We start from the raw sequence: 13,663 nt of genomic DNA, 5'->3' as shown, positions 1-13,663 counted from the left end.
AGCGCCCATGGACAAGCAAGAAGAACTCGACGCCCTGGCGATCCTGATCCACGACCTGCGCAAGCACAAGAAGCTCACCCTGGCGCAACTGGCGCAAAAGATCGAGCGTTCCGTGGGTTTCCTGTCCCAGGTTGAACGCGGCCTGTCGCGCCCGACCGTAGCCGACCTCACGGCCATCAGCCACGCGCTCGGTGTGCCCACCACCTATTTCTACAGCCTGTCCAAACCCAAGGCGGTGGACTGGGTCACCCGCCCCAACGAACGGCGCACGGTGTATTACGCCAATGGCATCACCGACATCCTGGTGTCGCCGAGCATGCACGGCGCGTTCTCGATCCTCGACAGCCTGCTGGCCCCCGGTGCCAACAGCGGCGAACAAACCATGAGCGACCGTGCCGAACAGGCCGGTTACGTGCTGGAGGGCGAGTTGACGCTGTGGGTCGAGGGCGAGCCGGACTCGGTCACCCTGGGCCCCGGCGACAGCTTCCACCTGGCCAGTTTTGCCCACTGCCGCTACGGCAACCTGACCGACCTGCCAGCCCGCGTGCTGTGGGTCTACAACTAGGAGCAACACCCGTGAAAAGCCATGCTTCCACGCTTTTGGCCGAAGTCCGGACCTTTCGCCAGAACCATCCCGATGTGCGCTACGTCGACCTGATTGCCCTGGACATTCCCGGGCATTTCTACGGCAAGCGCTACCCGGTGGAGATGCTGGAAAAGGTCGCCGCCGGCAGCCCGTTGAAACTGCCGCAGAACGCGGTGCTGCTGGGTGCCCAGGGCGGCCTGTTCAAGATCGGCGACTACTGCTTCCACGACGGCGACCCGGACGCCAACCGCCGCCTGGTGCCCGGCACCCTCAAGCCGGTGAGCTGGGAGGCGCAGCCGCTGGGGCAGATGTTGATTACCTCCGACGGCACCGAAGCGCCCATCGAATTCGAACCCCGGGAAGTACTGGCCAAGGTGCTGGAACGCCTGCAGCGCAAAGGCATTCACCCGGTGGTCGCGTTCGAGCTGGAGTTCTACCTGTTCGACAAAAAACTCAGCGACGGCCTGCCGCAATTTGCCCGCGACCCGCTGAGTGATGACGCGGACGACCAGCCCAACTTGCACATCGAGCGCCTGTCACGCTTTGCGCCGGTGTTGGACGATATGGTCGAGACGGCCAAGGCCCAGGGCATCGACATCACGGTGATCACCGCCGAACTCGGCCCCGGCCAGTTCGAAATCAATTTCGGCCACCTGGAAGACGGCCTGCGCGCCGCCGACTGGGCCGCCCTGTTCTGCCGCAGCACCCGTGGCGTGGCCCTCAAGCACGGCTATCGCGCCAGCTTCATGGCCAAGCCTTACCTGCAACACCCCGGCAGCGGCATGCATGTGCACGTCAGCCTGTACGATGCGGCGGGCAATAACCTGCTGGCGGCCCACCAGCAGCAACCGTTGCGCCACGCGGTGGCGGGTTGCCTGGAACTGCTGCCGCACTGCATGCCGATCTTCTCGCCCAACCACAACGCCTTCCGCCGCCTTGGTGGCACGGTCAACGCGGCAACCCGCGCGTGCTGGGGCTTTGAAGACCGTGACGCGTGCGTGCGAATCCCTGAATCCGACCCGCGCAACCTGCGCATCGAACATCGCCTGGCGAGTGCCGATGCCAACCCATATCTGGTATTGGCGGCGATTCTGGTGGGGCTTGAACACGGTCTTGAGGCTGCCAAAGAACCCATCGCCCCGCTGAACGAAGACCGCAACAGCGGCGCGGACTTCCCCCTGGAAATGCTGGAGGCGGTGCGCGCCATGCAGCATCAGCCGACGTTGCGCGAAGGCCTGGGCGCGGAGTTTGTCGACGTGTATTGCGAAAACAAACGCCAGGACCACCTGGCATTCCAGCAGGAGATTCATGCACGGGAATATCGCTGGTATCTCTAGGCACTGATGGTTAGCCTCGTGGGCATCTCTGGCTAACCGCGGACTTGCCCATGACCGACCAAAGCGCCCCGGCCCTGAAGGAAATCTTCAACGCCGAACGCCTGCAACACATCGCCAGCGAAATGACCGCGGTGTACCCGGCGTTCGACGCCAAGGGCTTTCTCAAACACGCCAAGGCCGGGCTCGTGGATCTGTCGGTGATGCAGCGCATGGCGCGGGTCAGCGAAAGCCTGCATGCCGTGATCCCGCTGGATTACCCCCAAACGCTGAAGTTGCTGTATGCCCTGGCGCCCCGGCTGAACAGCGCCTTTGTCAGCCTGTTCCTGCCCCACTACGTCGCGAGCTACGGCGGCGAAGACTTCAAGCGTTCCATGGCTGCCCTCAAGTACTTCACCACCTTCGGCTCCGCCGAGTTTGCCGTGCGGCATTTCCTGCTGAGGGATTTCAAGCGCACCCTGGCCGTAATGCAGCAATGGTCGCTGGATGACAACGAACACGTGCGACGCCTCGCCAGCGAAGGTTCACGGCCACGGCTGCCATGGTCGTTTCGCCTGGCCGAGGTGCAGGCCGATCCGAACCTGTGCGCTTCGATCCTCGACAATCTCAAGGCCGACAGCAGCCTCTACGTGCGCAAGTCGGTGGCCAACCACCTCAACGACATCACCAAGGACCATCCGGATTGGGTGCTGGGCCTGATCGAAGGCTGGTCCCTGGATAACCCCCACACGGCGTGGATCGCCCGCCACGCGCTGCGCAGCCTGATCAAGCAAGGCAACACCCGGGCGCTGACGATCATGGGCGCCGGGGCCAGGGCCGAAGTGAAGATCCATCAACTCAAGGTCGAGCCGGCGGCGATCAAGTTGGGGGAGCGGATCAACCTGTCCTTCAGCCTGGAGTCCACTGCCGATTCGTCGCAAAAGCTGGTGGTCGACTACGCCATCGACTATGTGAAAAGCGCCGGTCACAGCGCGTCCAAGGTGTTCAAGCTCAAGGCATTTACCCTGGGTGCCGGAGAACATCACGCCATCAGCCGTGGCCAACATATCCGTGAATTGACCACGCGCAAGCACTATCCCGGCAAGCATGCGGTTCACGTGCTGGTGAACGGTGAGCGGCTGGGAAGCGTCGAGTTTGAACTCGAAAAATAATCCTTAAAACATTAACGAAGGCTCTAGATCGGGCCTTACAGCGTAATTAATTGTCGGACAATGCTAGGCATTCGTGTTGCGATCCATTATCATCCGGCGCCTTCTCGGTACCCCTAGGGTACTTGTGTCAATGTTCCACCTGAGGCGCCCATGCTCCGTTTTTCGTTTTACCGTCCCCTGATCTGCATCAGCTGGGGGCTTGCCAGTCACAGCGCGCTTGCCGCCCTGCAACCAATGGCCGAAGCCCCGCTGGCCAGCGACACCGAGCTGCATTGCCACTTCAACCGCGACGCCAGCGTCGACTGCACTACCCGCTTTCACTACACCATCCTCAAGCCAAGCGGCCGCGAAATGCTCTCGCGGATCGACTTCAGCTACCAGGAAGAAGACGGCTTCGAACTGATCAAGGCCGAGTCCACCCAGCCCGGCGGCAAACCTGTGCCCCTGGACCCGACGCAAATCGACACCCGCACCGCCCCCAACCCGGACCAGGGTTTCTCCCGGGAAAAACAGACCTCGCTGGCGTTTCCCAACCTGCGGGTCGGCACGCAAATCCGCTACACGGTGCGCGAACATCACCCGGCCAAACCGCTGATGACCGAGTTCTACTACGCCTTGCAGTTCGGCCCCAACGCCGCACGGCGCGACCACTTCAAGGCACGCTTCACCGCCGAGCGGCCGATCGAGTGGCGCAGCGAATTGATGGAGGATTTCAGCATTACGCCATCAGCCAATCGCAAGACCCTGGACGTGGTGCAAAAGGCCCCGACCTACCTCAGCTATATCAACGAATCCGCCAACGCCTACATACGCCACGCCCCGCGTATCGAAGTCGGCAGCTCCCTGGATCGCCAGCAGTACTTCGGCGGCTTTGCCGAACGCTACAACCAGATCCTCGGCGCCAAGCTGCCGCCCCAGGGCGCCGCCGCCGTGGCCGCCGTTCGCGGCTTGCCACCGGCACAACAGGTGGCCGGCCTGATGCAGCACATCAACGACCACTACCGTTACCTGGGCGACTGGCGCGCCTCGGATCGCGGCTATGTACCCTTCAGCCTGGCGGAGATCGAACAGCACGGCTACGGCGACTGCAAAGACCTTTCGACGCTGCTAGCGGCCATGCTCAAGGCCAGCGGAATCAAGGCCGAGCCCGCCTGGGTCAGCCGTGGCGATGTGGTTAACCCGCTGCTGATTCCCGGCACCGGCGCACCGAACCACGCCATCGTCCGCGCCGAAGTCGATGGCCAGGTGTGGTGGCTGGACCCGACCAACCCGATCTTCGCCCCCGGCCAGACCCTGCCCGACATCCAGGACCGCTGGGTGCTGGTGACCAACGCCGAGGGCCAGGTACGTGAAGAACACATCCCGCTGCAACCCGCCGCCCCCACGTTGATCCTCGACAAACAGGAGCGCTTCGACGCCCAGGGCACCGCCCGGGTCTCGGCCACCGTTGATTTTCGCGGCATGCCGCTGATGCAACTGAGCGTCGCCGACCGCCAGCAAGGCGCCACCGCCAGCGACCAGAACATCTGCGACAACTTCGGCAAACAGATCACCGACTGCCAGGTCGAGCGCCCCGCCACCGCCTTCTTGATCCCGGCCAGCTACAAGGTCAGCGCCACCCTGACGGACATGCGGCCCCTGGAACCGCTGGGCAACGACCACGTCTACAACGATGCCTTGCTGCAAGAGAAATGGGACGGTCTGCTCAACTACCGCCGCAATGGGCAACTGGCCGACTTGTACATAGGCAACCCCGAGACGCTGGATTACACCATCACACTGTCGGGTGGGCAGATCGACAAGGACATCAATGCTTGCCAGGTACGCTCGCCGTGGTACGACCTGGACCTGACGGGTGAGCGCGTCAAGGGCGACTGGCGTTATCACTACGTCCTGACGCAGAAAATACGCTGGCTGACCCACGATGAAATTGTCAGCGCGCCGTTTGAAAAGATGATCAAGGAGATCCGTGCCTGTGGTGAACAGGTGCATCAGGTGGTGAAGCTCTAACCCTCCCCCAGCAAAACCCCTTGCTCCCGCGCGCAGAGTTCCACCAGGTAATCCCACAACACCCGCAACCTTACCGACTTGTGCAACTCGCGCCGGGAGCTGATCCAGTAGCTGCGCTGGATGCTCTCCGCCGGCAGCAGCGGCACCAGGTCCGGGTCGCTCGCCGCCATGAAGCAGGGCAATACGGCAATTCCCAACCCCGAGCGCGCCGCCTGGTGCTGGGCGATCACGCTGGTGCTGTGGAACACCACTTTGGGGTTGCGGCAGAAACTGCTGAGGAATTTCAGTTCCTGGCTGAACAGTAAATCGTCGACGTAATCGATCCAGGCGTGCACCGCCAGGTCCTCGCGTTTTTCAATCGGCGGTGTGCGGTCCAGGTAGCTGCGGCTGGCGTAGAGCGCCAGGCGGTAGTCGGTGAGTTTGCGAGTCACCAGTTGGTCGACGCTGGGGCGTTCGAGGTGGATGCTGATTTCCGCTTCGCGGTTGAGGATGCTGACAAACCGTGGCACTGCCAGCAGTTCCACTTCCAGGCCCGGGTAGCGTTCGAACAGGCCGCCCATGCGACTGGCCAGGAACATCACGCCCAAACCCTCGGCCACCCCCAGGCGGATCTTGCCCAGGGGCGCGGCGGAATGGGTCAGTTCTTCTTCGGCCAGCAGCGCCACGTTTTCCATGGCTTCGGCATGTTTGAGCAGGGCTTCGCCGGAGGGCGTGAGTTCGTAACCCTGGGCGTGCTGCACGAACAGCGCAGTGCCCAGGCTTTTCTCGATGGCCTCGATGTGCCGGGCCACGGTGGCGTGGGTGGTTTTCAGGCGTTGCGCCGCCGTGAGCAAGCGTCCGCTACGCTGTAACTCAAGAAAGAACCGCAGATCATTCCAGTCGAACATGCCTTCCCCTTCTTCCCCTGAACAGCAGCGTTGTCTAAAAACGCACAGCAGCTGGGTAAAAACTAACATTTTTAAGACGAAAACTAACAACTAGGATGGGACCAATAAGAAAAACAAGCGAGGTCACAGATGCATTCTGCAGCTGCTGAATACGATTACGTGGTGGTAGGCGCCGGCCCGGCGGGCTGCCTGCTGGCCAATCGACTGTCTGCCAACCCTGCCCATCGCGTGTTGCTGCTTGAAGCAGGCGGTCGCGATAACTACCCCTGGATCCATATTCCCGTCGGCTACCTGTTCTGCATCGGCAACCCACGTACCGACTGGTGCTTCAAGACCGAAGCCCAGGAAGGCCTGCAAGGCCGAGCGCTGAGCTACCCGCGCGGCAAGGTGCTAGGCGGGTGCTCGTCCATCAACGGCATGATCTACATGCGCGGCCAGGCCCGGGATTACGACGGCTGGGCCGAGGACAATCCCGGCTGGGCCTGGAAGGATGTGCTGCCGCTGTTCAAGCAGAGCGAAAACCATTTTGCCGGTGCCTCGCAATTTCACAGTGACGGCGGTGAATGGCGGGTTGAGCAACAGCGCCTGCACTGGCCGATCCTCGATGCGTTTCGTGACGCGGCGCAGCAAAGCGGTATCGACAGCATCAGCGACTTCAACCAGGGCGACAACGAAGGCTGTGGCTATTTCCAGGTCAATCAGAAATCCGGCGTGCGCTGGAATGCGGCCAAGGCGTTTCTCAAACCGATCCGCCAGCGGCCCAACCTGACGGTGATGACCGAGGTTGAAGTCGACCGCGTACTCCTGGAGAACGGCCGCGCGGCGGCGGTGGTTGCTCGCCAGCAAGGCCAGCCAGTCACGTGGCGGGCGCGCAAGGAAATCATCCTGTGCGCCGGCTCCGTCGGTTCGCCCGGCATCCTGCAACGCTCCGGTATCGGCCCCTCCAGCGTGCTCAAGCCTTTGGGCATCGATGTGCTGCACGAGTTACCCGGCGTGGGCGGCAACCTGCAGGATCACCTGCAACTGCGCCTGATCTACAAGCTGGAAAACGCCCGCACCCTGAACCAGATCGCCGGCACCGTGTGGGGCAAGATGGGCATGGGCCTGCGCTACCTGTACGACCGCAGCGGCCCGTTGTCCATGGCCCCCAGCCAGCTTGGCGCGTTTGCCCGCTCCGGGCCGGAGCAGACGTCGGCCAACCTCGAATACCACGTGCAACCGCTGTCCCTGGAGCGCTTTGGCGAACCACTGCACGGGTTCCCGGCCTTCACCGCTTCGGTGTGCGACTTGCGCCCGCAAAGCCGTGGCCGCATCGACATTCGCTCGACCAACCCGGCAGACGCACCGCTGATCCGCCCCAACTACCTCAGCCATCCGGAAGACCTGCGGGTGGCCGCCGACGCCATTCGCCTGACCCGACGCATCGTCTCGGCGCCGGCCCTGAAGCAATTCAACCCGGTGGAGTACCTGCCCGGCGCAGAACTGCAGACAGACGAACAACTGCAGGAAGCCGCCGCCCGCATTGGCACCACGATTTTCCATCCAGTGGGCACCTGCCGCATGGGCAGCGACAAGGACGCGGTGGTCGACGCCCAACTGCGAGTGCACGGGGTTCCCGGCCTTCGCATCGCCGACGCGTCGGTCATGCCCCGCATCACTTCAGGCAACACCTGCTCACCGACGCTGATGATCGCGGAAAAAGCCGCGCAGCTTATCCTTTCGCCGAACACAAGGAGCCTCGCCCCGGAGAAAGAACTGACCTTACCGGCTTGACCTGCAGGAGCCCGGCTTGCCGGCGGTGGCGTTTTCAAGTGTTGTGCACAGCTTGAGAGCGCCATCGCCGGCAAGCCGGGCTCCTACAGGGGAATAGCGGCGCCGATGTGGCGCCGACAGTGGAACAACAATAAATAATCACTGTGAGGGCTACCCAAATGTCAGAACACGCTCAACCCCTGGGCTCCGCCACCAAGGCGCGAGACAGCAACGACACACAGAAAGTCATCTTCGCCTCCTCCCTCGGGACGGTGTTCGAGTGGTATGACTTCTTCCTCTATGGCGCACTCGCGGCGGTAATCAGCAAGCAGTTCTTTGCCGGGGTCAACGACACCACGGCGTTTATCTTTGCCCTGATGGCCTTCGCCGCCGGCTTTGTGGTGCGCCCGTTCGGCGCGCTGGTGTTCGGTCGGCTGGGTGACATGATCGGGCGCAAGTACACCTTCCTCGCCACCATCATCCTGATGGGCCTGGCGACTTTCTGCGTCGGCCTGCTGCCGACCTATTCGAGCATCGGCATTGCCGCACCGATCATCCTCGTCGCGCTGCGCATGCTCCAGGGCCTGGCGCTGGGCGGCGAGTACGGCGGCGCAGCCACCTATGTGGCCGAGCACGCCCCGGCGGGCAAACGCGGCTTCCACACCAGCTGGATTCAATCCACCGCGACCCTCGGCCTGCTGCTGTCGCTGCTGGTGGTGCTGGCGTGCCGTTACTTCACCGGCGACCAATTCGAAGTGTGGGGCTGGCGCCTGCCGTTCCTGCTGTCGATCGTGCTGCTGGGTATCTCCACCTGGATCCGCATGAGCCTGCACGAGTCGCCGGCGTTCCTGAAAATGAAAGAGGAAGGCAAGGCCAGCAAGTCGCCGATCCGCGAGTCGTTCGGCAAATGGGAAAACCTCAAGATCGTGCTGATTGCGCTGTTCAGCATCAACGCCGGCCAGGCAGTGACGTTCTATGCCGCGCAGTTTTATGTGCTGTTCTTCCTCACGCAGTTTTTGAAGATGGATCCGGCACTGGCCAACATGCTGCTGATCATCAGCGTGGTGATTGGTGCGCCGTTCTTCATCTTCTTCGGCTGGCTTTCGGACAAGCTGGGGCGCAAGCCGGTGTTGATGGTCGGCCTGCTGCTGGCCACCGCGCTGTACTTCCCGATCTTCAAGGGCCTGGCGCACTACACCAACCCGGCGATGGACCACGCCAGCCGCCAGTCGCCGATCACCGTATTGGCAGACCCGGCCACCTGCACCTTCCAGTTCGACCCGGTGGGCAAGGCGCGTTTTGACAGCCCCTGCGACAAGGTCAAGACCTTCCTGGTGAAACAGGGCCTGCCGTACGAAAGCGCGGCCGCCCCGGCGGGCAGCGCGGTGCAGGTGAGCGTGGGTGATGTGCGTATCGACGGTTACGACGAAGCCGCCCTGAAAGGCGCGGTGACCCTGGCGGGATATCCGCAATCGGCTGATGTGGCCCAGGTCAACAAAACCATGGTGGTGGTGCTGATCGTCGCGCTGATCCTGATCGCCGCCATGTGCTACGGCCCGCTGGCAGCGCTGATGGTGGAGCTGTTCCCGACACGCATCCGCTACACCTCGCTGTCGCTGCCATACCACATCGGGAATGGCTGGTTTGGTGGCTTCCTGCCGACGGTGTCGTTTGCGCTGGTGGTGTACACCGGGGATATTTTCTATGGGCTGTGGTACCCGGTGGTCATTACCGGGGTGAGCCTGATCGTGGGGCTGATTTGCCTGAAAGAGACCAAGAACGTCGATATCGACAATAACTAAACGTCGATCCGGCCGACGCTGGAGTTTCAGTGTGGGAGCGGGCTTGCTCGCGAAAGCGGGGTGTCAGTCGCCGGATAGGTTGACTGATACACCGCATTCGCGAGCAAGCCCGCTCCCACATTGGGTTTAGCACCAGACACACAAATTGCTGTATATCCATCCAGATAAAAGTTGCCCAATTCTAATTTATTGCCCATCCTGCTCCCCATTCAATTGCGTAGCGAATGTGGTGACCATGCGGCTGTTCCTCTGTGAAAAACCGTCCCAGGCCAAGGATATCGCCGCCGTGCTCGGCGCGACCCGGCGTGGCGACGGTTGCTGGCTGGGTTCAGGCGTGACGGTGACCTGGTGCATCGGCCACCTGCTGGAAACCGCCCCGCCCGACAGCTACGACGCGAAGTACAAGCGCTGGGTGCTGGCCGACCTGCCGATCATCCCCGAAAAGTGGAAGATGCTGGTCAAGCCCAAGACTGCCAGCCAGTTCAAGGCGGTCAAGCGTCTGCTGGGGGAAGCCCAGGAACTGGTGATCGCCACCGATGCCGACCGTGAGGGCGAGATGATCGCCCGTGAGCTGGTGGAGCATTGCCGTTATCGCGGCCCCATCCAGCGGCTATGGCTCTCGGCGCTCGACGACGCGTCGATCCGCAAGGCCCTGGCCTCGTTGAAGCCCGGTGCTGAAACCTTCAGCCTCTACCATTCGGCCCTTGGCCGCTCCCGTGCCGACTGGCTGATCGGGATGAACATGAGCCGCCTGTTTACCCTGCTGGGCCAACAGTCCGGCTACCAGGGCGTGTTGCCGGTCGGCCGTGTGCAAACCCCGACCTTGCGCCTGGTAGTGGACCGGGACCGCAGCATTGCCGACTTTGTACCCGTCGCTTATTGGGCCATCGATGTGGATCTGCTCCACGACGACATCACCTTTACGGCGCAGTGGCGCGCAACAGAAGACGCCTGTGACGATCAGGGCCGCTGCCTCAATCCGCAGCTTGCCCGGGACGCCGCCAATGCCATGAGCAACGCCGCCAGTGCGCGACTGGTCAAACTGCGTACCGAGCGGATGCGCGACGTGGCGCCCCTGCCCTTCGACCTCGGCACCTTGCAGGAAATCTGCTCGAAAAAGCTCGGCCTCGGCGCTCAGGAAACCCTGGATGTTGCGCAGTCGCTCTACGAAACCCACAAAGTGATTACCTACCCGCGCAGCGATTGCGGCTACCTGCCCCTTAGCCAGCACGGCGACGCGCCGAAAATCCTCGCGGCGCTGGGCCGGGCCGATCCGGCAGTGAACGCGTTGATGCCGCACATGGACCCACAACGCCGCTCACGGGCCTGGAACGACGCCAAGGTCAGTGCGCACCACGGCATCATCCCAACCGGCGCCGGCAAGGATGTCGGGCAACTGACCGGCAAGCATCGCGCGGTATACACCCTGATTCGCGCCCGCTACCTCGCACAGTTCCTGCCCAACCACGAATACGACCGCACCCAGGCCGACTTCGATTGCGCCGGGGAAGCCCTGCGGGCAGTCGGCAAAGTCATCGTCGAGCCTGGCTGGAAACGCGCATTGCCGGAAGCATTGGCGCCGGCCAAGGGCCGTGAAGCACCTGCGCCGCAGTCCTTGCCAAAACTGGTTCAGGGGCAGGACTACGCCGTGGCCAAGGTCAACCTCAAGGACCTGTGGACCCAGCCACCCAAACCCTTCACCGAAGGCGACCTGATCAAGGCGATGAAAAACGTCGCCAAGCTGGTGGAAGACCCGCTGCTCAAGCAAAAGCTCAAGGACACCACCGGGATCGGCACCGAAGCCACCCGCGCCGGGATCATCCAGGGCCTGCTGGACCGCGGCTATCTGGTGAAAAACGGCAAGGCGCTGTCGGCAACGCCTGCCGCGTTCAGCCTGATCGATGCAGTGCCACGGGCAATCGCCGACCCCGGCACCACGGCCATCTGGGAGCAGGCACTGGACATGGTGCAAAGCGGAGAGATGAGCTTGGAAGAATTCGTCGCCAAGCAGGCGGCGTGGATGAGCAAGCAAGTCACCCGCTGCACCGGCATGCGTCTGACCATCAGCGGTCCGGCCAGCCCGGCAGGACGGGGTGCCACACCGTGGAAAAACAAACGCAAACCGGCCAAGCGCAAGACGGCCACCAGCCCGAAGCGGGCGGCGAAACCGGCAAACAAAGGCTGAGAAGCACTAAGAAATCGCGACAATGACGTTTTTCGACGGGATGTATGCCGCTTTGGACCTTGCCCTGCTGCAGGCCATCCAGGATTCTGTAGGGCCTGCTAACCTCCCAACAATAACAACACCGGAGTGGCCTCCATGAAAACCGTTGCCCAAGTGCTGAAGTCCAAAGACCAGCATAACCATCAAGTCCACACCATCCCCCACGACCATACGGTATTTGAGGCCTTGATCGTGATGGCTTCGAAAAACGTCGGGGCCTTGCCAGTGCTCCAGGACGGCAAGGTGGTGGGCATCATCAGTGAACGAGACTATGCCCGTAAGGTCATCCTCCATGGATTGTCTTCGGTGACGACCAAAGCCCACGAGATCATGAATTCACCGGTGATCACCGTCGACACTCACCAGACTGTCGAGACGTGCATGACGATCATGACCGACCGACATCTGCGGCACCTGCCTGTGGTGGAGAATGGCGAACTGCTTGGCCTGCTGTCCATCGGCGACCTGGTCAAGGAAGCGATTGCCGAACAGGCCGACCTGATCAAACAGCTGGAGCAGTACATTCGCGGCGAATAATCATTGGGGACCCCATGCTCGATACCCTGCAACATCAAGTCGATAACCAGCTCGACAGCCTGCACCGGGCCATGGCCGAACGGCGCTTCCTGGTGCTGACCGGTGCGGGTATCAGCACCTCTTCGGGGATTCCCGATTATCGCGACAGCGAAGGCGTGCGCCGGGGCAAGGCACCGATGATGTACCAGGAGTTCCTGGCAACCCCGCAGGCGCGCCGCCGCTACTGGGCGCGGGCGATGCTCGGCTGGCCGAGGGTGCGTGTCGCGCAGCCGAACGCGGCGCATATCGCGTTGGCCACCCTGCAGCAGCGCCAGCGCATTACCGGGCTGATCACCCAGAACGTCGACACCCTGCACGACCAGGCTGGCAGCCATGATGTGATCGAACTCCACGGCAGCCTTCACCGGGTGCTATGTCTGGATTGCCAGCAGACCAGCGAACGGGACCTGATCCAGCGCCAAATGGAAGCGGAGAATCCGTACTTGGCGGGTGTGGATGCCGTTCAAGCCCCCGACGGTGACACCCTGCTGGACCCGGCCTTTGAAGGACGTTTTCAGGTGCCCCGCTGCCCCCATTGCGGTGGGCAACGGTTGAAGCCGGATGTGGTGTTTTTCGGTGAGAACGTCGCCCAGGGCACGGCAGCCAAGGCGATGGCGGCGGTGGATGACGCAGAAGGATTGCTGGTGGTGGGTTCGTCGCTGATGGCGTATTCAGCGTTTCGGTTGTGCAAGGCGATGGTCGAGCAAGGCAAGCCCGTGATTGCCATCAATCTGGGCAAGACACGGGGCGATGAGTTGCTGCAACTCAAGATCGAAGCCTCCTGCGAACGTTTGTTGCCGTTGCTGGCAGAACGCCTGGGATAGCCCAATCCTGCTTTTCTGTGGCGAGGGAGCTTGCTCCCGCTGGGCTGCGCAGCAGCCCCAAAACCGACAACCGAATGATTCCTGCAGAACCGCAGTCAGCCTGGTGGGGGCGCTTCGCACCCCAGCGGGAGCAAGCTCCCTCGCCACAAAAAGCCCCGGATCCCGCGACCTGCCCGCACGAAAAGTGACGCCCAAGTCATGTTTTCCGCTCACACCCCCGCCCTGCAAGGATTTATGTAGTGCTCAAAAATAATCACTACATAATCGTTGACGTAACCGTTTTGTAATTGCATGATTCAAGCGTCTCCCGGATCGGGAGCGTTGGTAACACGCGTTTTGAACAAGCTCGTCTGACCGCCGAGCTGTTTTTTCCGGATGTGCACTGCCCACAAGGCAGATTGATGAAGCTGACCGGCCCGAAAGGATCGGTACAAGGAGCTCAAACGCTGCTTGTCTTCGTTATGAAACCATTGCGTAGCAGGTCATCAGCAAGACTACATGCATCGGTTCAAGACCC

At 62.1% G+C, this 13,663-nt stretch carries 10 protein-coding genes; 9 read left to right on the top strand and 1 reads right to left on the bottom strand.

Going from position 1 to position 13,663, the window contains the following annotated elements:
- The first annotated feature begins 7 nt into the window (after positions 1-7).
- The 4 genes from HX839_RS14265 to HX839_RS14250 all read left to right on the top strand — a co-directional run bounded on the left by HX839_RS14265 (position 8) and on the right by HX839_RS14250 (position 5,081).
- Entirely contained in the window at positions 8-565 is a 558-nt protein-coding gene (locus tag HX839_RS14265) for a helix-turn-helix domain-containing protein (protein WP_003211595.1), read from the top strand.
- Between the two features lie 11 nt (positions 566-576).
- Positions 577-1,923, top strand: coding sequence for a glutamine synthetase family protein (locus HX839_RS14260; RefSeq protein ID WP_008435874.1), 1,347 nt, complete (start codon positions 577-579; stop codon positions 1,921-1,923).
- Positions 1,924-1,973: 50 nt separating this feature from the next.
- Positions 1,974-3,071, top strand: a complete 1,098-nt coding sequence (locus HX839_RS14255) for a DNA alkylation repair protein (RefSeq protein WP_177067215.1) — start codon at positions 1,974-1,976, stop codon at positions 3,069-3,071.
- 150 nt (positions 3,072-3,221) lie between these two features.
- The gene (locus tag HX839_RS14250) at positions 3,222-5,081 is read left to right on the top strand and encodes a DUF3857 domain-containing transglutaminase family protein (protein ID WP_177067214.1); all 1,860 of its coding nucleotides are present in this window, start codon (positions 3,222-3,224) and stop codon (positions 5,079-5,081) included.
- Here HX839_RS14250 and HX839_RS14245 read toward each other — a convergent pair.
- On the bottom strand, positions 5,078-5,968 hold the full coding sequence (locus tag HX839_RS14245) for a LysR family transcriptional regulator (RefSeq protein WP_003211603.1): 891 nt from the start codon (positions 5,966-5,968) through the stop codon (positions 5,078-5,080). The genes HX839_RS14250 and HX839_RS14245 overlap by 4 nt on opposite strands.
- A 129-nt stretch (positions 5,969-6,097) precedes the next feature.
- Here HX839_RS14245 and HX839_RS14240 point away from each other — a divergent pair, with 129 nt between their 5' ends.
- The 5 genes from HX839_RS14240 (at position 6,098) to HX839_RS14220 (ending at position 13,146) form a co-directional block, all read left to right on the top strand.
- Positions 6,098-7,741, top strand: coding sequence for a GMC family oxidoreductase (locus HX839_RS14240; RefSeq protein WP_177067213.1), 1,644 nt, complete (start codon positions 6,098-6,100; stop codon positions 7,739-7,741).
- A gap of 158 nt (positions 7,742-7,899) precedes the next feature.
- Entirely contained in the window at positions 7,900-9,522 is a 1,623-nt protein-coding gene (locus tag HX839_RS14235; protein ID WP_008435879.1) for an MFS transporter, read from the top strand.
- A 235-nt stretch (positions 9,523-9,757) separates the two neighbouring features.
- On the top strand, positions 9,758-11,707 hold the full coding sequence (locus HX839_RS14230) for a DNA topoisomerase III (RefSeq protein WP_177067212.1): 1,950 nt from the start codon (positions 9,758-9,760) through the stop codon (positions 11,705-11,707).
- A 135-nt stretch (positions 11,708-11,842) separates the two neighbouring features.
- Positions 11,843-12,283 carry a CBS domain-containing protein gene (locus tag HX839_RS14225; protein WP_003211614.1) on the top strand — a complete coding sequence of 147 codons (441 nt, stop codon included), beginning with the start codon at positions 11,843-11,845 and terminating at the stop codon, positions 12,281-12,283.
- Between the two features lie 14 nt (positions 12,284-12,297).
- On the top strand, positions 12,298-13,146 hold the full coding sequence (locus HX839_RS14220) for an NAD-dependent protein deacetylase (protein WP_177067211.1): 849 nt from the start codon (positions 12,298-12,300) through the stop codon (positions 13,144-13,146).
- Positions 13,147-13,663 lie beyond the last annotated feature (517 nt).

The organism is Pseudomonas sp. I8001 (assembly GCF_013385345.1).
Classification (GTDB): Bacteria; Pseudomonadota; Gammaproteobacteria; order Pseudomonadales; family Pseudomonadaceae; genus Aquipseudomonas.
This window is presented reverse-complemented; position numbering and strand designations above follow the sequence as displayed.